Origin of the sequence: Streptomyces sp. GbtcB6 (assembly GCF_019091475.1) — a bacterium.
GTDB lineage: Bacteria > Actinomycetota > Actinomycetes > Streptomycetales > Streptomycetaceae > Streptomyces > Streptomyces hyaluromycini.
Genome location: NZ_JAGXJL010000025.1, coordinates 103,990 through 125,320, shown reverse-complemented (window position 1 = coordinate 125,320; position 21,331 = coordinate 103,990). Strand labels below are relative to the sequence as shown.

Here is a 21,331-nt window from a genome sequence, read left to right as displayed (position 1 = left end):
CCCCCAGGAAGACCAGGTCTCGCGATCGCCACGACCAAACAGAAGCGTTACGGCTACGCGTGACAGAACTCTCCCCGACCCGTACCGTTACAGCTATGCGTGAGAGAACCTGTCCGATGTGCAGTGCCGTCATCGACGGCACCGGCTACCTCGTCGACGGCGCCCAGAAGCACCGCCGCCAGTGGTGGCCAGCACTCCTGCTCATCTGCGAGTCCTGCCACACCTGCGGTGCTCCCGACCCAAAGACCGGTCTTTCGCGCCCGGGTCACCTGCGCGAGACCCCGCAGTACCGCTGGTCCTGCCTGGTCGGCCGCGGCGAGCAGATGCCGGCCGCGCCGTGCGCCGCATGCGGACAGATGGTGGTGCGCGCATCCGATCCACTGCTGAAGCGGGTCACTTGCTCGCGAGCCTGCTCGACGTCCCTCACGCGTAGCCGTAACGGCAACAAGGGCACCGACCGGCCGTGCCCCGAGTGCGGTGACCGCATCGACACCGGCCGCGCCGATTCCCTGTACTGCTCGAACGCGTGCAGGCAGCGGGCCTACCGGAAGCGCCGCCAGTAGCCGCACGCGAAGGCGCCCGGCCCTCCCCGCAGGAAGAACCGGGCGCCACGCCTGGCGAGCCGCTCAACGACCGCGTATCACGCCGCCTTCCCCCGACCCACAGGCCGCACCGGAGCCGACCACTCCACCACCGGCTCCGGCACCCCCGCCAACAACGCCACCGCCCGGTCACCGCCCGGCAGATACCTCGCCGCCACCGCCAACCGATGAGACCGCGGCAACGATGCCGCCAACCGCGCCACCACCGCACCCACGACGGCCCCAGGCTCCGCCGGCGCGTGCCCCTCGCCGTCGACAACGACCATCGGACCACTCAGCCCGCGGCCGCCACCGTTCCGGCCGCCCGCAAGGTCCAGGCCCACGGCCGCCAGGGCGTCCGCGTGATGGGCCGCCAGCGCGTTGTAGACGGCCGTCGCCTGCACGAGTGTCGCCAAGGCATCCTGAGCCGCCGCAGCAGCCGCCGTGAGGCTCTGTCGAGCCCCCGTCAGATCTTTCGCGGCCGCACGGACTTCCTTCGTCGCCGCCTTCTCGGCCTCCGCACGATCCGCGGCCCGCGCCGCCTCCGACTCCTCGAACTCCTCGCGCAGCCGCTCCAGCCGCCGCGTCGCGGCCGCGGCCTTCTGCGTCGCGTCGACGGCCGCCTCCGCTGCCCGCCTGGAGTGTGGCGCGTGGGTCAACTCCGCGTCGGCCTGCGCGCGCACCTGCTCCGCCCGCTGCGCCTGCGCTTCGGCCTCCCGGACCTGCTCCTCAGAAACCAAGATCACCACTGGTCTGCTCCAATCTGTTCCTACGCCTCCGGCGCCCCGCCTCGGGGCCACCGCTCATCACCGAACGCGGATACTGCCGCGCCCGTCATTCCGAAACCCGATCACCGACACCAGACGACAGCCGAGGCAACCGGCCTGCCCTACACCGCGAATGACGCCGGCGGACCCCGCCCCACCGCCCCGCGCTGCACCGCCTCCCGCTCGCGCCTGGTCGTACCGCCCCACACCCCCCACAACCCCGGCCGCGCCAATGCGAATGAACGACAGGCCTCCAGGAACCCGCAGCCCGCACACAACGCCCGCGCCTGCGACGGCCGCAGGCCCGTCACGAAGAACTCCTCACCACGCTCCCGACACGGCACCGGCTCCCACGCATCGACCACGAACCCCGGAATGGCCAGCCCATCCACCGGCCGACGCGCCCGCCCCGTCATCGCCCAGCCCCTTGCGCTTCCCGCCACCGCTCAGCCGCGATCACGAGCGCCGCCTGCCGCTGCGGATCCGCAGGCTCCAACGCGTGCCACGCATCGCTTCCGTACTCCGGCACCGTCGTCAGCCCCGCCAACTCCTCGCGAGCCCACGACGCCGTCTCATCCACCACCGTCACCACTCGCCCCGCCGCTCACGCTCCGCCCGGGCAGCCGCCTCGGCGATCTGCTGCCCCAACGCCGCACGCCCCGCCCGGTTGTGCTCCAGCACCGCGGCGAACTCCTCGTCGGCCGTCAGCTCCCCGCGGCCCGGCTCCCCGGGGCCGGCCACCGCCGAGGGTGCCGTCGACTGCTGCCCGAGACGCACCAGCGCCCACAGCAGCACGACCACCAGCACCGTCACACAAACGGTGATCACCGCCGCCAACCCGTACCCGTTCACCACGACCCCGCCTCCCAATCACCGGACTCCAGCGCTGCGGCCACCTCCGCGACCTCCTCCTCGTCGAACAGATCGAGAAGAGCGAAGATCTCCTCACCCAACGCACGCGCCTCCGGAGTGCCCTCCTCCAACCACCCCGCGGCCACCTCGAACGCGCCCGTCACCGCAGGTCCCCAAGGGCCACGCCAAGCACCTCGTACGTCAGCACCGAGCCCGCGCCCACAAGGCTCAGCCGATAGGCGCCAGCCTCCTGCCGCTCGTACGCCCGCCGGCCGCCCACGTCCCACAGCAGCGCCCCGAACCGAGCCGCCTCCTCCGCCGCGCTCCGCTCACCCGGCCGGCCGAACTCCAACCAGTCCGCCGCCGTCTCGAACATGCCGCTCATCCCACGCTCCTCAGATGCCGCGCAGCCGCCACCCGCGCCTGCTCCGCCTGCTCGCCACCCACGCCCACAGCCTCCAACGCAGCATTGATCGCAGACAGCACCGCTTCCGCCTGCTGCTCAGTCAGCCGAACCAAGCGCTCCTCGATGCCGAGCTTCGCGATCGTCGCCAGCACCTGACACGCCCGATCCATCGCCCGCTCATACAGAGCAACCTCGGCACGCAACTGCTCCGCACCATTCGCCCCCCGATACCGCGGCGAGTCCAAGGCATTGACCAAGGCCGCCGTCGACTCCTGCCACGCAAGCACCTGACCAGCCAGCTTCAGCAACCCCGCCAGCGGATCACCCACCGGAGCAACATCAAGCTCAGCCAGCAGGCGCGATGCATCCGCTTCCAACAGCCGCCGCTCAGCAGCAGCCCGCGCCTGAGGACTCGCGCCCCCATGCATCCGGCACCGCTCCGCACCCTGCATCGGCGCATTCGAACACGCCGACCCATCCCGGCAACGCGCACCGCAGCGGGCGCTCATCGGGAACCCCATGCACTACGCCCGGGGGCGTGGACCCCATGCACCATGTCGCTCTCCTTCGGGTTGGTCAGCCGCCGGTCGACGGCCGGAAGTTGGTGGGGTCAGCGCTTGCCGAGCCGGGCGGTGGCTTCGGTGAGGGCTCGCAGCAGCGCGGGTTCGTGGTTCTTGACCCAGTCGGTGATGGCGCGTTCTGCGCCCCAGCTGATGGCGGCGCCGCCCTGGCTGGTGAGTTCGATCCAGTCGACGACCGCGGACCGTGCGCCGGCGGTGATGGCGTCGCGGCCGGCGGTTGTCTCCAGCCATTCGGTGATGGCTTCCTTCGTGCCGGCCTTGATGGCTTCGTTGTCGGTGGACATCGGGGTCTCCGTTCAGGGGCGGAAGGTGGCGGGGGGTGCTGTGCGGAGAGCCTGGATCTGTTGCCAGGTGGGGCACCAGTCGTCGTGTGCGATCCCGATGGACCAGAGCAGGGGTTCGATTCGCGTGATGCGCTGTTCGGCGTTGCAGGTGTCGCAGCCGCCGGGGATGACGGTGCCGTTGAGGGCTTCGGGGATGACGGTCATGTGGGTTCCATTTCTGGTGGGGGGTCACGTTCCCCCTCTCTCTAAGGAGAGGGGGGAAACGTGAGGCCCCTGGGGTGTGAGGGTGCGTGAGGGTCGGCGTGAAGCTGTGACCTGCGGTCTTGTGTTTTGCGTGAGGGTGCGTGAGGGGTGCGTGACCCCTCCCTTCCGAAGGGGGTGCGTGAGGGGTGCGTGAGGGTGTCCGTGAGGGTCACGAAGCCTCCCGTGACGGCAGTTGGGCGCGCCCCAGGAAGAAGCGGACGGGGTCGCCCGGAGCTTCGGGTTCGACCTTGGCGAGCAAGCCCTTGTCGACGAGCTGGCCGAGTCGTCGGCGGGCTTTCTCTCGCTCGGCTGCCGTGGGCTTCTTGGTCTCGAACATGGCCGCAGCAGCGTCGACAGCGGTGAGTCCGTGGACGCCCTTGATGCGGACCATGTCGAGGAGATCCACAGCGTGGCGGACGGTGGTGAGGCCGCTCGCGTGATCGTGGATGAGCTGGAAGGGGCCGACCTCGTTCATCGGCTGCTTGATGTGGCGGAACGAGACGACAGGGTCACCCGCATCGCCCCACAGCATGACCACTGATCCAGATCCCGCCGTGATCCAGACGGAGCCGTACACATCGGTGAGGGTGTTCGGCTCGCCGCCGTTGGCGCCCGCCTTCTTGGTGTGGTGGTTCTCCAACACCTGGATGCCTTCGGCCAGCGCCTTTTGCCGGGCCCGGTTGTAGCCCGCGCCGACTTCGTCCGCAGAGATACCGAGGGCGCCGTCCTTGATCGAGTCGACCAATACCGTGTCGGCGCCTGCCCGGGCGCACATCGCCGCGAGGATGTCCGTGCGCTTGGCGAGGTCGTAGGGCGGCGGCCCCTCCCATACGACGAGACGCTCGTTCAGGTAGTCCTCCGGGTCCTTGCCGAAGATCCGGTGACCCGCCCGGCGGGCCTGCGCCGGCCGGTCCATCAGCAGCATCAAGCACTTCTTGCCGTCCTGCGCAGGCTCCACGGGCAGGCCGAGGACTTCGTCTTGTAGACCGAGGCGCGCGCGGATGAGCTGGTGGGCGATCGTGGTTTTGCCGACGCCCTGGGGGCCCGCGAGGATCAGCGACTCGCCCTGCGCCCACAGCACGTCCCCTCCACTGCCCCACACGGCGGGAGGGGTCGGCGGAGCGTTCAGGAAGAACGAACCACCTGGGGTGAACGACTTGGGGAGTTCGTCCTCCGCCTGCGACTCGGCGGCGGCGTGGGCGTCGGACTCGGCCTTGACGTCCTCGGCCCACTCTGGGGTGTTCGTCACGCGGCCACCTCCGGATCTCCCGGGTACGGGACGGGGGCCCACACCTGAAGGAACTCGGAGTCGGTGTGGCCGGCGGCGAAGTGGTCGGCGGCGTCCTTGCCGGTCTTGGCCTGGACGACGTACACGGAGCGGGCGATGCCGCGGAGCGTGTCGACGACGTGCTCGGCGTGCTTCCTGCCGACGGGATCACGATCGGCGACGATGGTGACGTCCGCCCCTTCAAGGAAGCGGGCGTGTTCGGCAGTCCACTTCCCGGCGCCCTGCGCGTTGCAGGTGGCGACGAGGCCGTGCTGCACGAGGGCGTGAACATCCTTTTCGCCCTCGGCGATCCAGACGACGCGGTCTTCCTGCTTGGCGGCCAACAGTTCGGGGAGCCGGTAGGGCACCGTACGAACGAGCCGGTTGCCCTGGTCGTCGGTGAGCCGCCACCTACGCCCCGACCGCGTGCCCGCGTCGGGCCGCCACTGGGCGAAGCACTTGTGGTCGCAGCGGGTGACGCCATGGACGAGGTTGCCGAGTTCGTCGTGGTAGCGGTACTGCGCGACGCACTTGTGGCCGCGGTCCTGGCAGGGGATCCAGGTGTCGTCGGCGGGTCGGTCGCGGGGCCGATCGGCGAGAGGTTCGTCGTTGAGGTCGGCGAGGGTCCAGCCGATGGCTTCGAGGAACCCCACGTTGTCCTCGCAGGCGTGACACCAGACGATCAGGGAGCCGTTGTTGCCGCGCTTGATGGACACGGCGCCGACCCCGGCCGCCCCGTGGCAGATGCCCTGCACTCGGAGCGCGCCGCCGCCGTACCTGGTGGCCACGCCGAGGTCGCGCAGGCGGTCGGCCATGCGGTTGAAGGCGATTCCGTCGCTCACGCCTGGTGCTCCTGGTTCTGTCGTTCAGTGGCGAGCGCGTCGGCCGCAGCGGTGATGTCCCTGCACCACCGCCGGGCTACGGTCCGGATCGAGCTCGGGGTGGGCTGTTCGGCCAGGTGCTCGCAGATGGCCCGGTACGCGGCCGTACGTCGCGCGTGCTCGGCAGCCCACTTGGCGCGGAGAGCCGCGGTCTTGCTGGGCCATCCCCCAGGGGGCCGGCCGGCCGGTTCGGGGAGCGCCGGCGTGTCCGGCTCCCGCTCTGTCGTGTCGCGCATGGTCGTCGGTCCGTTCGCGAGAGCGAGGCGGGGTGGCTGTCGCTGCGGGGCGGCCGTCTCGCGAGGAAGATCGAAGGTCCGGGCTCGGCGAGTCCCGGGTGGTGCACCGCGGCCCCGTCCGGCCGTGAGGGCCAGTCGGGGTGCGCGGCGGGCGGGGCGTGAGGTCACTACGCGCGGGCCTGGTGGTCGGCGAACACCCGGTCGGCGAGCGCGTCGACCTCGTCGAGGAAGCGGCGCAGCTCCTGCGTCTTCGCCTTCAGGGCGGCCGGGTCCGAGTACTCGGCGACACCGATGTACACGGTCGCGTGCACCGTCGCGTGCGGGTCGTCCGTAGACAGGGAGACCATGCCGGCGTCGATGACCGTGCTGGTGTCGCGCTCGTCCAGCACCTTCAGGACCCCGTGCCCGGAGTGGTCGTAGTGGCCCGGAGTGGGGTCGTTGCAGTCGCGGTACATCGGGCAGGTGAGGGGCTGCGTGGGGTGCTCACGGGCTGCGTCGCCGTCCGCGCGTACACCTTCGGCCGGAACGGTGCTGGTGCTGGTGCTGAGGGTCTGTGCCATGCTGGCTACATCCGTTTCAGTTGGAGCCCCGGTCTGCTGTCGTGAGTGAGCCGGGGCTCTGGCGTTTCCTGGATCGGGTCGGCCCCCGGCGTGAGGTGTTGGCGCACCTGCTGGGGGCCGCTTTCACGCGGCGGTCTCGCCGTTCTGCTCGGCGTCGAGGCGCTGCACGTACTCGCGCAGCGCGTCGGCCGGCACTCGGCGGGAACGGCCGATCTTCACGCTCCGCAGCTCACCGGTCTTGATGAGGGCCTTGGCGGTCGTGAGCCCAACGCCGAGCTGCTCGGCAACCTCGTCAGTCGGGTACAGGATCCGAGTCATTCGAGTCTCCTGAGTAGGTGGCGGCGAGTACGTATCACCGCTTGCTCACTTCGACTCTAGAGGGTCGTAGTGGGTCGCGCAAGCACATGGCACCACTTACTCACGCGCGTGGTTCCACTTGCTCACGCCGTGACATCGGTGCCATGCTCCGCCCATGGACTTCCGCATCGATCAGTGGGACATCGCCGTACGACCGTGGGGCTGGATCAGGCTGCGCGAGATCTCGGATGAGGGCCCGACGGTGTATCTGCACTACGAGGTTGGCGGCAGCGAAGGGCAACATCGGCTTGAGCTCCAAGCCGTGGTGCTGCGCTCCAGTGCGAAGGAACCACTGAGCGGGCGCGTCTGGCGGCGAATCCCCTTCGCTGAGATCGAAAGGGCATTGACCTTCATCGTCGTGAATCCGCCGCCCCCGCCGACGGAAACCATAGAGCGGTCGTACGCCCAGGCCAGAGAGATCTTCATGGATGGCGTAGAGGGGTTCGTGCCGCCCTCTCTCGACTCCCTCGACGACTTCTTTGAGGCCACAGAGAACCTGACGTCGATGTACTTCAACCCCATGCCGAGCGGCATGCTCGTCAGCGAGGACCACGGCAGGCTCCCCCATATCAAGCAGCCCGAGGGCCGCATCACTGACGACTTCCTCCAGGACGTGGCAGACGCCTACCGCTGGTTCGCCGACCGAGACAAGGCGCCAGCGCCGTCCATCGCAGAACTGTCCGGCGCTCCTGTGCGCACGGTGCACCGCTGGGTGTACGAGGCCCGCAAGCGCGGCATCCTGCCGCCTGCTCGGACGGGGCGAGCAGGGTGAGCGGCCGGCGCGCAAACGGGGAGAGCAGCGTCTACTTCTCCGAGGCTGACGGGAAGTGGCACGGCTGGGTCACGGTCGGGACGAAGCCGAACGGCGCGCCGGACCGACGCCACCGCATGGGCACCGACGAGGACGTCGTGCGCGCCAAGGTCCGCCTACTGGAGCGCGAGCGGGACGCGGGCAAGACGAAGAAGGCCGGCCGGCCGCCGACGATCGAGCAGTGGCTGACGACGTGGATGGACACGGCCTGCGCCCGCAAGGTGGCCGACGGGACCATGAGCCCGCGGACCCTGGACGACTACCGGTCCAAGTGCCGGTTGTACCTGTTCCCCGGGATCGGGAAGCACCGCGTCGACAAGCTCGCCGCCGAGCACCTGGACGCCCTGTACCTCAAGATGATCAAACAGGGGCTCGCCTCCGGCACGGTGCTCAAGACGCACCGGATCATCGCTCGCGCGTTGAAGGTGGCCATGCAGCGGGACATCGTCATGCGGAACGTCGCCACCCTCGTGGAGCCTCCGCAGGCGGCCGAGGAAGAGATCGAGCCGTTCAACCAATCCGAGGCCCGCGCTCTGCTCGCCGAGGCTGCCGAGCGCCGGAACGGGGCCCGATGGTCGGTCGCCCTCGCCCTCGGGCTGCGGCAGGGCGAGGCGATCGGCCTGCGCTGGAAGTACATCGACCTGGACAACGGGGTGGCAAAGGTCTGGTGGCAGTTGCAGCGGCTGACGTGGCAGCACGGTTGCGGGGACGCGCACGCCTGCGGCGAGAAGCACCACCGCAAGGCGTGCCGGAAGAACTGCGCGACCCACAAGCACTACAAGCGCGGCTGCCCGAAGCCGTGCCCGAAGGACTGCACCGATCACGCCAAGGCCTGCCCGGAGCGAACGGGCGGCGGCCTGGTGTTCAGGGAGCCGAAGGGCAAGAACAAGCGGCTGGCGCCCATTCCGCCGCCCCTGGTGCCGCTGCTGAAGGCGCACCGGAAGGCGCAGCTGCGGGAGCGCCTGGCGGCCGGTGAGCTGTGGGAAGAGAACGATCTCGTCTTCTGCCAGCCGACCGGGAAGCCGATCGATCCCCGCATGGACTGGGAGGAGTTCAAAGACATCCTCGAAGCGGCCGGCCTGCGCGACGCCCGGGTGCACGACAACCGGCACACCGCGGGCACGCTGCTGATCGAGGCGGGCGTCTCACCCCGGGTCGTGATGGAGATCCTCGGGCACAGCTCCATGCGGATGATGACCCGTTACACGCACGTCGCCTCGGTCCTCGCGAACGATGCGGCGAAGCGGATGGGGGACGCGCTGTGGGGCTGAGCGTTGTATCGCCGTTTGTGGCAATGGCAACTACCGCTGCAACTAGGCCAGAAACAGAACAGCGGCTCCCCGAAGGAAACCGCTGGTCAAGCATGGAGCCGCTTTCGGGATTCGAACCCGAGACCTACGCATTACGAGTGCGTTGCTCTGGCCATCTGAGCTAAAGCGGCGCGTCGCCCGCACTATGGTGCGATCAGCGACGTCGGTAAGTCTACACAGTTTCCGGGGGTGCTCCGTACACGCCCCGGAGCGGGGGCTCCGGGGCCGGCCGCAGGGGCTATGAGCAGCGCTTTCCCTCCGCCGGCGGGGTGCCGTCGAGAAGGTAGGTGTCGATCGCCGAGTCGATGCAGGTGCTGCCCCGGCCGTAGGCGGTGTGGCCGTCGCCGACGTAGGTGAGGAGGCGCGCCGAGGAGAGCTGACGGGCCAGGGACCGGGCCCAGAGGTAGGGGGTCGCGGGGTCGCGGGTGGTGCCGACCACGACGATGGGGGCGGCGCCCTTCGCCTTGATCCGGTGCGGCTCCCCCGTCGCCCCCACCGGCCAGTACGCGCAGTTCAGCGACGCCCACGCCATGTTCGGGCCGAACACCGGGGACGCCTTCTCGAACTCGGGCAGTGCCTTCTCGACCTGCTCGGGGCTGGTGAAGGCGGGCGGCAGGTCCAGGCAGTTCACAGCGGCGTTGGCGAACATCAGGTTCGAGTAGCGGCCGTCGGCGTCCCGCTCGTAGTAGCTGTCGGAGAGGGCGAGCAGACCCGCCCCGTCGTTGTCCTTCATCGCCGTGTGCAGGGCGTCGCGCAGCTGCTCCCACTCCGCCTGGTCGTACATCGCCGCGATCACGCCGGTCGTCGCGAGGGACTCGGTCAGCTTGCGGCCGTCCGGGTCGCCGGTCGGGATGGGGTGCGCGTCCAGCTTCTGGAAGAACGTCCTGAGGTTGTCGGCGATCTGCGTCGGCGTGCTGCCCTCGGCGCCGAGCGGACAGTCGGTGCGCTTCGCGCAGTCCTCGGAGAAGGACTGGAACGCCGTCTCGAACCCGGCCGTCTGCTGGAGGTTCAGCTCACGCGCGGACAGGGACGGGTCCATCGCACCGTCCAGGACCATCCGGCCGACCCGCTCCGGGAACAGGCCCGCGTAGGTCGCGCCGAGGAACGTGCCGTACGACGCCCCCACATAGTTCAGCTTCCGGTCGCCGAGCACCGCGCGCAGGATGTCCATGTCCCGCGCCGAATCCGCGGTGGAGACATGGTGCAGCAGCTGCGCCGAATGCGTCCCGCAGGCCTCCGCGAACGTCTTGTACTCGCCGACCAGCTGGTCCGTCTCCTTCTGGTCGTCGGGGGTCATGTCGGTCTCGGTGAACCTGTCCATCTGCGGCCCGTTCAGGCACTCGACGGGCTCGCTGCGGGCGACTCCGCGCGGGTCCACGGCGACCATGTCGTAGCGCGCCCGCACCTCGGCCGGGTAGCCGATGCCCGCGTACTGCTGGAGGTAGTCCACCGCCGAGCCGCCCGGCCCGCCCGGGTTGACCAGCAGCGAACCGAGCGGTTTCGCCTTGCCGGTCGCCTTCTTCCGGGCGACCGCCAGCCGGACGTCACCCGCGCCGGGCCTGGCGTAGTCCAGCGGGACCTTCATCGTCGCGCACTGGAAACCGGGGACCCCGCAGTCGCGCCAGGTGAGCTTCTGGTCGTAGTACGGCGCCAGCACGGACGGCGTCGAGCGGGGCAGCGCGGCCAGCTGGGCGGTGCCGGCCGACGTGGACGCCGACGTCGACGCGCTCCCCGAGGAGGAGCATGCGGAGACGAGCAGGGCGGCGGCCGAGAGCAGGGCGGCCGCCATGGTCCGGGTGTGGGCCCGGGGTCGATTTCGGGTCTGGCGGGGGATTCGCCTGATGTGCATCAATCGAGCGTAACGCCGAGAAATGATCTCCGTGCCGTGCGTGGTGACTGTGGCTCGTACGGGTGACCCCGGTCAACGCCGTGCATTCGCGGCAGACGGTCTCCTCTACGGCGTCGTAGGGAGATCACCCCGCCCCGCCACGCGGGCGCCCCGAGTGTCGTCGTCAGCCCGCTCTGAGCTCCATCGTCATCGCCTCCACCGCCAGCAGCGGCGCCACATTGCGGTCCAGGGCCTCCCGGCAGGCGGCGATCGCCTCGATCCGGCGCAGCGTGGCCTCGGGCGAGCCGGCCCGGGCCAGCCGCTCCAGGGCGTCCTCGGCGTCCGCGTTGGCGATCGCGACCCTGGACCCCAGCTGGAGGGCGAGGACGTCGCGGTAGAAGCCGGTGAGGTCGGTGAGGGCGACGTCGAGGCTGTCGCGCTGGGTCCTGGTGCGGCGGCGCTTCTGCATGTCCTCCAGGTCCTTCATCACACCCGCCGTGCCGCGCGGCAGCCGACCGCCCTGGGCCGCGCCGAGTGCCGCCTTCAGCTCCTCGGTCTCCTTGCCGTCCATCTCCTCGGCGAGCTGTTTGGCGTCCTCCGCCGCCGCGTCCACCAGCTCCTGGGCCGCCTTCAGGCACGCACCGACCTCGTCCAGCCGCAACGGCAGCTTCAGCACGGCCGCGCGGCGCTCGCGGGCGGCCGGGTCGGTGGCCAGCCTGCGGGCCCGGTTGACGTGCCCCTGGGTGGCACGGGCGGCGGCCGCGGCCACCTGGGGCTCGATGCCCTCGCGCCGGACGAGCATGTCGGCGACCGCCGCCACCGAGGGCGTGCTCAGGTTCAGGTGGCGGCAGCGGGAGCGGATCGTGGGCAGCACGTCCTCCAGGGAGGGTGCGCAGAGCAGCCAGACCGTGCGGGGCGCGGGCTCCTCCACGGCCTTGAGGACGGCGTTGGCCGACTTCTCGTTCAGCCGCTCCGCGTCCTCGACCAGGATGATCTGCCAGCGGCCGGTCGCCGGGGCCGTGTACGACTTGCGGACCGTGTCGCGCATGTCCCTGACCAGGATCTCGGCGCCGACGGCGGCGACTGTGTTGACGTCCGCGTGGGTGCCGACCAGCGCGGTGTGGCAGCCGTCGCAGAAGCCGCAGCCGGGGACGCCGCCCAGGGCACGGTCCGGGCTCACGCACTGGAGGGCGGCGGCGAAGGCCCGCGCCGTCTGGTTGCGGCCGGCGCCGGGCGGGCCGGTGAACAGCCAGGCGTGCGTCATCTTCGACGACTCCGGCAGCGGCCGGCCGGTCGCGGCGGCGGTGACGAGGGCGTCGGCATCCCGGGCGGCGGCGGTGAGCACCTCGCTCACCCGCTCCTGCCCGACGAGGTCGTCCCACACGGTCATGGGTCACGCCGCCCTTTCGTCATACACACCGGTCCGGAGCCCACCGGTTCCGTGGCCCGAAGTCCACCGGTTCCGTGGTCCGGACTCCATTGTGCGGGTGCCCACTGACAACGCGGTCCGCGGACAACCGGGACGGCCGGTTGTCTCGTCTCCCGCCCGCCCACGGCAACGGGGGCGGCACCGGCCGGACCCCGACCCGCACCGCCCCCGCACAAGAACCTCAGCCGCGTCGGCCGCGGCCCCGGCGACCCCGCTCGTCGTCGTGATCAGGCTCCTCGTACGACCCCAGCAGCTCGTCCGCCAGCGACGGCAGGTCGTCCAGCGGGGTCTCCTCGGCCCAGTCGGGCCGGGGGCGCTGACGCCGGGCCTGACCGCCGGTGTCGGCGTCGACCTGCGGGAGCTCGCGGGTGCGGCCCTCGGAGCCGTCGGGGTTCCCGCCCGCCCGCTCGTCCCGGAAGAACCCGGGCGGCATCCGGTCCGCCGGGGCATCGGCAGGAGCGGCGGCATCGTCGCGCACGGGAGGCAGTACGGCGGTCTCGTCGGCCGCCCCCTGCGTCACCGGCGGCAGCACGGCGGTCTCGTCGGCCGCGCCGGACTGCACCGCCGGCAGCACGGCCGTCTCGTCCGCCGCGCCCGGCGTCACCGGGCGCAGCACCGCCGTCTCGTCGGCCGCGCCCGCGGGCTGCACCGGCGGCTGCGGCAGCTCCGCCGTCACCTCGGAGTCGGACTCCCGGGCCGCGGGCGCCCGCTCGTCCCGCACCGGGCGCAGCACCTTCGTCTCGTCGTCCCGGGCCTCGGACTCGCCCCGCCCGGCCTCCGGCTCGCCCCGCCCGGCCTCCGGCCTCACCACCGGCGTCGGCACGGTCATCGCCTCCGGTGTGACACCGGGAGCCGTCGGCTGCCGTGCGGCGGACTGCTGGGCGGCCACGTCGGCCGCTGCCGCCGCCTCCGCCGCGGCGCGCCGCGCCTGCTCGGCCTTGAGGAGGGCCTCCTCGGCCTTGCGCTGCTTCTCCAGGCGCCGTTCCTCGGCCTCGGCACGCAGCCGCGCCTCCTCCTCGGCCTGCTTGCGGCGCTGTTCCTCCTCGGCCTTGCGGCGGGCCTCGGCCTCCGCGCGGGCCTTCTCCTCGGCGAGCAGCCGGGCCTGCTCCTCCTCGGCCCGCCTACGCGCCTCCTCGGCCCGCAGCCGGGCCTCCTCCGCCTGCCGTTCGGCCTCGCGGCGCTGCGCCTCCTCCAGCTCGCGGCGCTTGCGCTCCTCCTCCTCGGCGCGCAGCTTGGCGAGCTGCTCCTGGCGCTCACGCTCCAGGCGCTCCTCCTCGGCCTTGCGCGCGGCCTCTTCCTCGGCCTTGCGGCGGGCCTCTTCCTCGGCCTTCTTGCGCGCCTCCTCGGCGGCCTTGACCTCGGCCTCGGAGAGCGGCAGCACGGTGTCGAGCCGGGCCCGGATGACGGTGGTGACGGCCTCGGGCTCCTGACCGGCGTCGACCACCAGGTAGCGGCCGGGGTCGGAGGCGGCCAGCGTCAGGAAACCGGCCCGCACGCGCGCGTGGAACTCGGCGGGCTCCGACTCCAGCCGGTCGGGCGCCTCGGTGAACCGCTCGCGGGCGGTCCCGGGCTCCACGTCCAGCAGGACGGTCAGATGCGGGACGAGTCCGGCGGTCGCCCAGCGGTTGATGCGGGCGACCTCGGTCGGGGACAGGTCGCGGCCCGCGCCCTGGTAGGCGACGGAGGAGTCGATGTACCGGTCGGAGATGACGATCGCGCCGCGCTCCAGGGCGGGCCGGACGACGGTGTCGACGTGCTCCGCGCGGTCGGCGGCGTACAGCAGCGCCTCCGCGCGGTGCGACAGACCGGCGGACGAGACGTCGAGGAGGATCGAGCGCAGCCGCTTGCCCACCGGGGTGGCGCCGGGCTCGCGGGTGAGGACGACCTCGTGGCCCTTGGCGCGGATCCACTCGGCGAGAGCCTCGGCCTGGGTGGACTTGCCGGCGCCGTCGCCGCCCTCCAGGGCGATGAAGAAACCGTTCGCCGTGGGTGCCTGCGTCGGGTCGTCGCCGCCGAGCAGCGCGTCCCGCAGGTCGTGGCGGAGCGGTACGCCCGCGCGGTCGTCGACCTTGGCGAGCACCAGCGCGGCCACCGGCAGCAGCAGCGCGCCGACCAGCATCAGCGTGAACGCCGCTCCGCCGTGCGCGAAGACGAACTTGCCGTTCTCCAGCCGGTGCGGTCCGATCAGCGCGGCCACCAGAGGGGCGATCAGCGCGCCGAGCGCTATGGCGACCCGGACCACCGCGTGCAGGTGCTCGGTGGTCCGCGCCCGGCGGGAGTCCTCGGTCTCCTGGTCGAGCAGGGTGTGCCCGGTGTTGGCGGCCACGCCCGCGCCGATGCCGGCCAGCGTGACGATCAGCAGCACCGTGGTGACGTCCGGGACCAGCCCTGCGGCCAGCAGCGCGATGCCGGTGAAGGCGATCGCCAGCGACAGCAGCCGGCGGCGCGAGAGCGTCGGCAGCAGCGCAGGCGCCGTACGGATGCCGACGGCGACCCCGCCGGTCAGCCCGAGCACCAGCAGGCCGTACAGCACCGGGCCGCCGTGCAGGTCCCTGGCGTGCAGTACGGCGACGGCGACGGCCGCGGAGATCGCTCCGGCGACCGCGGCGCAGGCCAGCACCAGGAGCGGGATGGCGCCGGTGCGGCCCGTGTCGGTGCCGGTGGCGGTCTTGGGTCGGCGCAGGCCCTCCAGCGGGGACCGCGCGCGCGGGGTGCGGGTGCCGGGCACCTCCAGGTAGACCAGCACCGAGAGGGAGGCGGCGAACAGGCCCGCCGCCACGTACGACGCGAGGGCCGCCTGGTGCTGGGCGAACCAGGCGATGCCCGTGCCCAGCAGGTTGTTGACCAGCGACGCGACGACCAGGGCGGCGGCCGCGAGCGGGATCGCCAGGAACGTCGTCCGCAGCGACAGCCGGCGCAGGGCGTCCAGGTGGTCGGGGAGCGGTCGTACCGTCGCGCCCTCCGGGGGCGGGGCGGGCAGCAGCGCGGGGGCCGCGCTCTCCCGGCAGACGGTCCAGAAGCGCTCGGCGACTCCGGTGACGAAGGCGGTCACCAGGAGGAGCGTCAGTGCGTTCGCCGGCGTCCAGTCGATCCACAGGGGCGCGATGATCAGCAGGACGGTACGCAGGCCGTCGGCGCCGACCATGGTCCAGCGGCGGTCGAGCGGGCCGTCCTGCCCGGTCAGCGCGGTGAGCGGGCCCAGCAGGACCGCGCCGAAGAGCAGGGTGGCGAGAATGCGCACCCCGAAGACGACCGCCACCGCGAGCGCCGCATCGCGGTAACCGCCGCCGAACGAGCTCTGGGCGACTGCCGCCTGAAGCGTGAGCACGACAAGCACCAGCAATGCCAGGCTGTCGCCGATACCGCTCACGAGCTGGGCGCTCCACAACCGCCTGAGCTCGGGTCGGCGCAGCAGCGAGCGGACGGCGCGCTCGCGGGAATCCGCTACCAGCGCGTCGTCCGGATCTGTCTGGGGGGCCGTTGGCTGCTCGGCTCGCGTCATGCTTTCAGCCTATCGGCAGCCACGGACAGCCTGTCGCGGCCGTCCACAGGTACACACGCCCCGACACCAAGTTGATGCCGGGGCGTGCACATTGCGAAGCCGATGTGAGGGACCGAGCGTGTTTCTCGGCCCTCTCAGCCCTCTCAGTCCTCCGCGGACGCCGTCCGGGAAGCCGTCGCCTTCTTGGCCGCCGTCTTCGCCGTGGTCGTCGTCTTCTTCGCGACGGTCTTCTTGGCCGCCGCCTTCTTGGCCGGCGCGGCCTTCTTGGCGGCCGCAGTCTTCTTCGCGGGCGCCTTCTTCGCCGTCTTCTTGGCGGGCGCCTTGGCCCGCTTCTCGGCGAGCAGCTCGTAGCCGCGCTCCGGGGTGATCGTCTCGACGCTGTCGTCGGAGCGCAGGGTCGCGTTGGTCTCCCCGTCGGTGACGTACGGCCCGAAGCGGCCGTCCTTCACCACGACCGGCTTCTCGCTGACCGGGTCGGTGCCCAGCTCCTTCAGCGGCGGCTTGGCGGCGGCCCGGCCGCGCTGCTTGGGCTGGGAGTAGATCTGGAGCGCCTCTTCGAGGGTGATCGTGAAGAGCTGGTCCTCGGAGGTGAGCGAGCGCGAGTCCGTGCCCTTCTTCAGGTACGGCCCGTAGCGCCCGTTCTGCGCGGTGATCTCCTGGCCCTCGGCGTCGGTGCCGACGACGCGCGGCAGCGACATCAGCCGGAGCGCGTCCGCCAGGGTGACCGTGTCCAGGGCCATCGACTTGAAGAGCGACGCCGTGCGCGGCTTGACCGCGTTCTTGCCGGTCTTCGGGGTGCCCTCGGGGAGCACCTCGGTGACGTACGGGCCGTAGCGGCCGGCACGGGCGATGATCTGGTGGCCCGTCTCCGGGTCGGCGCCCAGCTCGAAGTCACCGCTCGGCTTGGCGAGCAGCTCCTCCGCGAACTCGACGGACAGCTCGTCGGGGGCGAGGTCGTCCGGCACGTCCGCCCGCTGGTGGCCCTCGGAGTCCTTCTCGCCGCGCTCGATGTACGGGCCGTAGCGGCCGACCCGCAGCACGATGTCGTTGCCCACCGGGAACGACGACACCTCGCGCGCGTCGATCGCGCCCAGGTCGGTCACCAGTTCCTTGAGGCCGCCGAGGTGGTCCCCGTCGCCGTTGCCGGCGTCGGCCGCGCCGCCCGTGGTGGTGCCTTCGCCGCCCTCGCCGAAGTAGAAGCGCTTCAGCCACGGCACCGCCTGGGCCTGACCTGCGGCGATGCGGTCGAGGTCGTCCTCCATCCTGGCGGTGAAGTCGTAGTCGACCAGCCGGCCGAAGTGCTTCTCCAGAAGGTTGACCACGGCGAAGGACAGGAAGGACGGCACGAGGGCCGTGCCCTTCTTGAAGACGTAGCCGCGGTCGAGGATCGTGCCGATGATCGACGCGTACGTCGACGGGCGGCCGATCTCGCGCTCCTCCAGCTCCTTGACGAGCGAGGCCTCGGTGTAGCGGGCCGGGGGCTTGGTGGCGTGCCCGTCGACCGTGATCTCCTCGGCGCTGAGCGCGTCGCCCTCGGCGACCTGGGGCAGCCGGCGCTCGCGGTCGTCCAGCTCGGCGTTCGGGTCGTCGGCACCCTCGACGTAGGCCTTCAGGAAGCCGTGGAAGGTGATCGTCTTGCCTGAGGCGCTGAACTCGACGTCCCGGCCGTCGGCGGCGGTGCCACCGATCTTGACCGTCACGCTGTTGCCGGTCGCGTCCTTCATCTGCGAGGCGACGGTCCGCTTCCAGATCAGCTCGTAGAGCTTGAACTGGTCACCGGTGAGGCCGGTCTCGGCGGGCGTGCGGAAACGATCACCCGAGGGGCGGATCGCCTCGTGCGCCTCCTGCGCGTTCTTGACCTTCGCGGCGTACGTCCGCGGGGCCGAGGGCAGGTAGTCGGCGCCGTACAGCTGCGTGACCTGGGCGCGGGCGGCCGCGATCGCGGTGTCGCTCAGCGTCGTGGAGTCCGTACGCATGTACGTGATGTAGCCGTTCTCGTACAGCTTCTGGGCCACCTGCATGGTGGCCTTCGCGCCGAAGCCGAGCTTGCGCGAGGCCTCCTGCTGGAGGGTCGTCGTACGGAACGGGGCGTACGGCGAGCGGCGGTACGGCTTGGACTCGACCGAGCGGACCGAGAACCGGGTGCTCTCCAGGGCCACGGCGAGCGCGCGGGCGTTCGCCTCGTCGAGGTGGAGGGTGTTCGCGGTCTTGAGCTGCCCGAGCGAGTCGAAGTCACGGCCCTGGGCCACGCGCCTGCCGTCGACGGCCTGCAGGCGGGCGACCAGGGACGACGGGTCGCTCGGGTCACCTGCCCGGCCGGTCCCGAAGGTGCCCGTCAGGTCCCAGTACTCGGCGGAACGGAACGCGATGCGCTCGCGTTCCCGCTCCACCACGAGCCGGGTCGCCACGGACTGGACACGGCCGGCCGACAGGCGCGGCATGACCTTCTTCCACAGGACCGGCGAGACCTCGTAGCCGTAGAGGCGGTCGAGGATGCGGCGGGTCTCCTGGGCGTCGACGAGCTTCTGGTTGAGCTGGCGCGGGTTGGCGACGGCGGCCTGGATCGCGGACTTGGTGATCTCGTGGAAGACCATCCGCTTGACCGGGACCTTGGGCTTGAGCACCTCCTGGAGGTGCCAGGCGATCGCCTCGCCCTCGCGGTCCTCATCGGTGGCGAGGTAGAGCTCGTCGGAGTCCTTCAGCAGGTCCTTGAGCTTCTTGACCTGGGCCCGCTTGTCGGCGTTGACCACATAGATCGGTTCGAAGTCGTGCTCGACGTCCACGCCGAGGCGCCGGACCTCGCCGGTGTACTTCTCGGGCACCTCCGCGGCGCCGTTGGGAAGGTCACGGATGTGCCCGACGCTCGCTTCGACGACGTATCCGGGGCCCAGATAGCCCTTGATCGTCTTCGCCTTGGCAGGCGACTCGACGATGACGAGTCGGCGGCCGCCCTGTGCGGTCTCGCTGGTCGGGGACAACTTCGCTCTTCTCTCCGGTCGACGCTGTGGCCTCCCCAGGCCTTGCTCCCGGGGTCGTGGCACGGGCTGGGATGCCCGCTCACTTGGTGACGCTGCGGAGTGTGACGGTACATCCCGCCCCCGTGTCAAACGGGAAAAGCTCACAACGGCCACTCGAACGGTAACCCGACTACCGCCATTCCTGCCGCCCGGAGTCCCCGGTCGCTCTCCCGGTCCTGTCCGGAGCGTGACGCTCCGATCACCGGAGGGATGCCTTCAGAGGCGGGTCAGGCAGTACGCCGCGAGGCCCAGCGCGACCACCGCGGCCAGGCTCGCGAGGGTCGCGGATGCGACCTGGCTCACACCCTGGGCGACGGGTTCGCCACGCCGGAGCCGGGTTCCGGTCCACACCAGCAGCGCGCCTCCGAACAGGGCGAACACCACCCCCGCGAAGATCGCCGGTCCGCTCTCCATGGCCCGCGCACCCCTTCCCTGCCACCTGCGACTGCCCAGCGCCCGGAGACTGGCACGTACGGGCGGCGGGCGGGAGGCCGAGGGGCGAAATCGAGGTGAACGGGCAACCGTAAGCCGCTCGAACATCCGATCGACTGACTAGAGGTGGACCGGCGACGGACCACGGACGGACCACGGGGCGAAGGTTCCGGCCAGATTTTTCCGGCCCTTTTCTTCTCCCGGCGCGTCCTGCGGGCTCTTCTCCCGCGTGCCCTCCGGGCCTTCCCGAGGGTGCCCCCACAAGTACCCGTGGGTGCCTACGGGTACCTACAAGTACCTACAGGCGCCCACGGGTACTCCTCCGGCACATCCACGTCCTGGCACGGGTCCGCCGGGCATGTCTTCCGGTCCGTCAGACCGCCGGCTCCAGGAACCCCTGCTCCACCAGCAGCCGGATCTGCGCGGGCGTACGGTCGCGCAGCAAGACCGGGTCCTCGCCCATCAGTTGCGCGATGGCGTCGAGAATCCGACCCGCACTCAGCGTGCCGTCGCACACCCCTGCGAACCCGGCGCCGACCGTGTCCACCTTGGTCGCGCGGCGCATCCCGCGGTGCTGGCGCAGCACCACGTGCTCCGGGTCCTCGGCGCCGGGCAGTCCGACCTGCTCCTGGACCACCTCGACGGCGAGCCTGAAGTGGCCTTCGAGGAGATCCGCGTCGTCGTGGCCACGGAGGTAGTCGAGGCGGTCGAAGTGCGCGCGGATCGTCTCGCCGAGCGGCTGTTCGATCGGATGCGGCCACTCCTCCACGGTGACCGAGGGCACGGCGGCGCCCGTCTTCCGCAGCGTGATCCAGCCGAATCCCACCCCCTTCACCTTGCGCGCCTCGAACTCGTCCAGCCACGCGTCGTACTGGGCCTGGTACTCCGCCGGGTCCCCGCGGTGGTCGCCGGAGTCCCTGAGCCACAGCTCGGCGTACTGGTTGACGTCCTGCACCTCGCGCTGCACGATCCACGCGTCGCAGCCGCGCGGCACCCACGACCTGACCCTGTCCTGCCAGTCCTCCCCGGCGACGTGCTGCCAGTTGGCGAGGAACTGCGCGAACCCGCCCTCGTTCAGCCGCTCCCCGGCCTGTTGAACGAGCGAGCGGCACAGATCGTCCCCGCTCATCCCGCCGTCCCGGTACGTCAGCCGGGCGCCGGGAGAAATCACGAACGGCGGGTTGGACACGATCAGGTCGAACGTCTCCCCCTCCTTGACCGGCTCGAACAGCGAGCCCTCGCGCAGATCGGCCGCCGGTGCGCCGGAGAGCGCCAGCGTGAGCGCCGTGATGTGCAGCGCGCGGGGGTTGAGGTCGGTCGCCGTCACGCGCGTGGCGTGCTGGGCGGCGTGCAGCGCCTGGATCCCGGAGCCGGTGCCGAGGTCGAGGGCGGCGGCGACGGGCGTACGGACGGTGATGCCGGCGAGTGTCGTGGACGCGCCGCCGACCCCGAGGACGACACCCTCGTGCCGCCGCCCGATGCCGCCGGCCCCGCCGACGGCACACCCGAGGTCGGACACGATGAACCAGTCCTCGCCGTCGGAGCCACCGTACGGCCGTACGTCCACGGTGGCCGCGACCTCGTCGCCGCCCACGCGGGTCAGCCAGCCGCTGTCCAGGAGGTCGTCGGCGGGCAGCACACCGGCCACGCGCGTGTACGGCACGGGCTGCTGGAGCAGGAACAGCCGGACGAGCGTCTCCAGGGGCGTGTCCCCGCGGGTCGCCCGCAGCGCGGGCACCGTCTCGCTGCGGGCCAGCGCCGCGTACGCGGGTGCGCCGAGCAGGTCGAGCAGCCCGTCGGCGGTGAAGGAGGCGCCCAGCAGGGCGGTGCGCAGCCGGGCGGCGACGTCGGGGCGGTCGGAGGCGGGCAGAGTGGCGAGGCCGGAGTCAGTCACGCCCTCCATTGTGGCCCGCGGGCCCACCCGGTCGCGGGCTCAGCACACGGGCCCGGACCGCCGGACTCTGCTCGGCCCGACGGACTCGGCCCG

Annotated in this window: 22 protein-coding genes and 1 tRNA gene; 3 read left to right on the top strand and 20 right to left on the bottom strand. The window is 71.4% G+C overall.

The genetic code is table 11. The features are described from left to right. Nucleotides 1-95: 95 nt before the first annotated feature. Nucleotides 96-563, top strand: coding sequence for a hypothetical protein (locus tag KVT45_RS34500; protein WP_217553083.1), 468 nt, complete (start codon nt 96-98; stop codon nt 561-563). A 77-nt stretch (nt 564-640) separates the two neighbouring features. On the opposite strand, the gene KVT45_RS34495 is transcribed toward KVT45_RS34500, so the two are convergent. From KVT45_RS34495 to KVT45_RS34435, 13 genes are all read right to left on the bottom strand, one after another. Next, nucleotides 641-1,330 carry a hypothetical protein gene (locus KVT45_RS34495; RefSeq protein WP_217553082.1) on the bottom strand — a complete coding sequence of 230 codons (690 nt, stop codon included), beginning with the start codon at nt 1,328-1,330 and terminating at the stop codon, nt 641-643. Nucleotides 1,331-1,470: 140 nt separating this feature from the next. After that, nucleotides 1,471-1,764 (bottom strand): WhiB family transcriptional regulator, encoded by a 294-nt coding sequence (locus KVT45_RS58500; protein WP_217553081.1) that lies wholly within the window; start codon nt 1,762-1,764, stop codon nt 1,471-1,473. Between the two features lie 169 nt (nt 1,765-1,933). Continuing rightward, complete coding sequence (locus KVT45_RS57800; RefSeq protein ID WP_308310944.1) at nt 1,934-2,203, bottom strand: hypothetical protein; 270 nt, start codon at nt 2,201-2,203, stop codon at nt 1,934-1,936. After that, nucleotides 2,197-2,364 carry a hypothetical protein gene (locus tag KVT45_RS34480; protein ID WP_217553080.1) on the bottom strand — a complete coding sequence of 56 codons (168 nt, stop codon included), beginning with the start codon at nt 2,362-2,364 and terminating at the stop codon, nt 2,197-2,199. The genes KVT45_RS57800 and KVT45_RS34480 overlap by 7 nt, the downstream gene beginning before the upstream one ends. Further along, the gene (locus KVT45_RS34475) at nt 2,361-2,585 is read right to left on the bottom strand and encodes a hypothetical protein (RefSeq protein ID WP_217553079.1); all 225 of its coding nucleotides are present in this window, start codon (nt 2,583-2,585) and stop codon (nt 2,361-2,363) included. Before KVT45_RS34475 ends, KVT45_RS34480 begins: the two co-directional genes overlap by 4 nt. Then, complete coding sequence (locus KVT45_RS34470) at nt 2,582-3,115, bottom strand: HGGxSTG domain-containing protein (protein ID WP_302832595.1); 534 nt, start codon at nt 3,113-3,115, stop codon at nt 2,582-2,584. Before KVT45_RS34470 ends, KVT45_RS34475 begins: the two co-directional genes overlap by 4 nt. A gap of 101 nt (nt 3,116-3,216) precedes the next feature. Next, nucleotides 3,217-3,471: a hypothetical protein gene (locus KVT45_RS34465; protein ID WP_217553077.1), complete on the bottom strand. Its 255-nt coding sequence runs from the start codon at nt 3,469-3,471 to the stop codon at nt 3,217-3,219. Between the two features lie 12 nt (nt 3,472-3,483). Further along, nucleotides 3,484-3,675, bottom strand: a complete 192-nt coding sequence (locus KVT45_RS34460; protein WP_217553076.1) for a hypothetical protein — start codon at nt 3,673-3,675, stop codon at nt 3,484-3,486. A gap of 208 nt (nt 3,676-3,883) precedes the next feature. After that, nucleotides 3,884-4,963 (bottom strand): AAA family ATPase, encoded by a 1,080-nt coding sequence (locus KVT45_RS34455; RefSeq protein ID WP_217553075.1) that lies wholly within the window; start codon nt 4,961-4,963, stop codon nt 3,884-3,886. Further along, complete coding sequence (locus KVT45_RS34450; protein WP_217553074.1) at nt 4,960-5,823, bottom strand: toprim domain-containing protein; 864 nt, start codon at nt 5,821-5,823, stop codon at nt 4,960-4,962. The genes KVT45_RS34455 and KVT45_RS34450 overlap by 4 nt, the downstream gene beginning before the upstream one ends. Beyond that, nucleotides 5,820-6,098, bottom strand: a complete 279-nt coding sequence (locus tag KVT45_RS34445) for a hypothetical protein (protein ID WP_217553073.1) — start codon at nt 6,096-6,098, stop codon at nt 5,820-5,822. Before KVT45_RS34445 ends, KVT45_RS34450 begins: the two co-directional genes overlap by 4 nt. 167 nt (nt 6,099-6,265) lie before the next feature. After that, the gene (locus KVT45_RS34440; protein WP_217553072.1) at nt 6,266-6,658 is read right to left on the bottom strand and encodes a hypothetical protein; all 393 of its coding nucleotides are present in this window, start codon (nt 6,656-6,658) and stop codon (nt 6,266-6,268) included. 123 nt (nt 6,659-6,781) lie between these two features. After that, entirely contained in the window at nt 6,782-6,976 is a 195-nt protein-coding gene (locus KVT45_RS34435; protein ID WP_217553071.1) for a helix-turn-helix domain-containing protein, read from the bottom strand. A gap of 154 nt (nt 6,977-7,130) precedes the next feature. On the opposite strand from KVT45_RS34435, the gene KVT45_RS34430 reads away from it, so the two are divergent. After that, nucleotides 7,131-7,787 (top strand): hypothetical protein, encoded by a 657-nt coding sequence (locus KVT45_RS34430; RefSeq protein WP_217553070.1) that lies wholly within the window; start codon nt 7,131-7,133, stop codon nt 7,785-7,787. Then, nucleotides 7,784-9,097: a tyrosine-type recombinase/integrase gene (locus KVT45_RS34425; RefSeq protein ID WP_308310943.1), complete on the top strand. Its 1,314-nt coding sequence runs from the start codon at nt 7,784-7,786 to the stop codon at nt 9,095-9,097. The genes KVT45_RS34430 and KVT45_RS34425 overlap by 4 nt, the downstream gene beginning before the upstream one ends. Nucleotides 9,098-9,190: 93 nt before the next feature. Here the strand turns inward: KVT45_RS34425 and KVT45_RS34420 are convergent. From KVT45_RS34420 to KVT45_RS34390, 7 genes are all read right to left on the bottom strand, one after another. Continuing rightward, nucleotides 9,191-9,267, bottom strand: a tRNA-Thr gene (locus tag KVT45_RS34420). Between the two features lie 107 nt (nt 9,268-9,374). After that, nucleotides 9,375-10,985, bottom strand: a complete 1,611-nt coding sequence (locus KVT45_RS34415) for an alpha/beta hydrolase (RefSeq protein ID WP_217553069.1) — start codon at nt 10,983-10,985, stop codon at nt 9,375-9,377. A gap of 163 nt (nt 10,986-11,148) precedes the next feature. Beyond that, nucleotides 11,149-12,354 (bottom strand): DNA polymerase III subunit delta', encoded by a 1,206-nt coding sequence (locus tag KVT45_RS34410; RefSeq protein ID WP_217553068.1) that lies wholly within the window; start codon nt 12,352-12,354, stop codon nt 11,149-11,151. A gap of 220 nt (nt 12,355-12,574) precedes the next feature. Further along, entirely contained in the window at nt 12,575-15,895 is a 3,321-nt protein-coding gene (gene tmk / locus KVT45_RS34405; RefSeq protein WP_217553067.1) for a dTMP kinase, read from the bottom strand. Nucleotides 15,896-16,038: 143 nt separating this feature from the next. Continuing rightward, nucleotides 16,039-18,873: a type I DNA topoisomerase gene (topA, locus tag KVT45_RS34400; protein WP_217553066.1), complete on the bottom strand. Its 2,835-nt coding sequence runs from the start codon at nt 18,871-18,873 to the stop codon at nt 16,039-16,041. Nucleotides 18,874-19,128: 255 nt separating this feature from the next. Continuing rightward, nucleotides 19,129-19,326: a hypothetical protein gene (locus KVT45_RS34395; RefSeq protein WP_089099967.1), complete on the bottom strand. Its 198-nt coding sequence runs from the start codon at nt 19,324-19,326 to the stop codon at nt 19,129-19,131. 391 nt (nt 19,327-19,717) lie between these two features. Next, the gene (locus KVT45_RS34390; protein WP_217553065.1) at nt 19,718-21,247 is read right to left on the bottom strand and encodes a class I SAM-dependent methyltransferase; all 1,530 of its coding nucleotides are present in this window, start codon (nt 21,245-21,247) and stop codon (nt 19,718-19,720) included. Nucleotides 21,248-21,331 lie beyond the last annotated feature (84 nt).

Bases quoted from the DNA above. Each gene is read 5' to 3' on its own strand.
- KVT45_RS34475 (WP_217553079.1), bottom strand. From the start codon at position 2,585: ATGAGCGGCATGTTCGAGACGGCGGCGGACTGGTTGGAGTTCGGCCGG.
- KVT45_RS34500 (WP_217553083.1), top strand. From the start codon at position 96: ATGCGTGAGAGAACCTGTCCGATGTGCAGTGCCGTCATCGACGGCACC.
- KVT45_RS34390 (WP_217553065.1), bottom strand. From the start codon at position 21,247: ATGGAGGGCGTGACTGACTCCGGCCTCGCCACTCTGCCCGCCTCCGAC.
- KVT45_RS34445 (WP_217553073.1), bottom strand. From the start codon at position 6,098: ATGCGCGACACGACAGAGCGGGAGCCGGACACGCCGGCGCTCCCCGAA.
- KVT45_RS34415 (WP_217553069.1), bottom strand. From the start codon at position 10,985: ATGCACATCAGGCGAATCCCCCGCCAGACCCGAAATCGACCCCGGGCC.
- KVT45_RS34395 (WP_089099967.1), bottom strand. From the start codon at position 19,326: ATGGAGAGCGGACCGGCGATCTTCGCGGGGGTGGTGTTCGCCCTGTTC.
- KVT45_RS34460 (WP_217553076.1), bottom strand. From the start codon at position 3,675: ATGACCGTCATCCCCGAAGCCCTCAACGGCACCGTCATCCCCGGCGGC.
- KVT45_RS34430 (WP_217553070.1), top strand. From the start codon at position 7,131: ATGGACTTCCGCATCGATCAGTGGGACATCGCCGTACGACCGTGGGGC.
- KVT45_RS34435 (WP_217553071.1), bottom strand. From the start codon at position 6,976: ATGACTCGGATCCTGTACCCGACTGACGAGGTTGCCGAGCAGCTCGGC.
- KVT45_RS34440 (WP_217553072.1), bottom strand. From the start codon at position 6,658: ATGGCACAGACCCTCAGCACCAGCACCAGCACCGTTCCGGCCGAAGGT.
- KVT45_RS34465 (WP_217553077.1), bottom strand. From the start codon at position 3,471: ATGTCCACCGACAACGAAGCCATCAAGGCCGGCACGAAGGAAGCCATC.
- KVT45_RS34470 (WP_302832595.1), bottom strand. From the start codon at position 3,115: ATGAGCGCCCGCTGCGGTGCGCGTTGCCGGGATGGGTCGGCGTGTTCG.
- KVT45_RS34410 (WP_217553068.1), bottom strand. From the start codon at position 12,354: ATGACCGTGTGGGACGACCTCGTCGGGCAGGAGCGGGTGAGCGAGGTG.
- tmk (WP_217553067.1), bottom strand. From the start codon at position 15,895: ATGACGCGAGCCGAGCAGCCAACGGCCCCCCAGACAGATCCGGACGAC.
- KVT45_RS58500 (WP_217553081.1), bottom strand. From the start codon at position 1,764: ATGACGGGGCGGGCGCGTCGGCCGGTGGATGGGCTGGCCATTCCGGGG.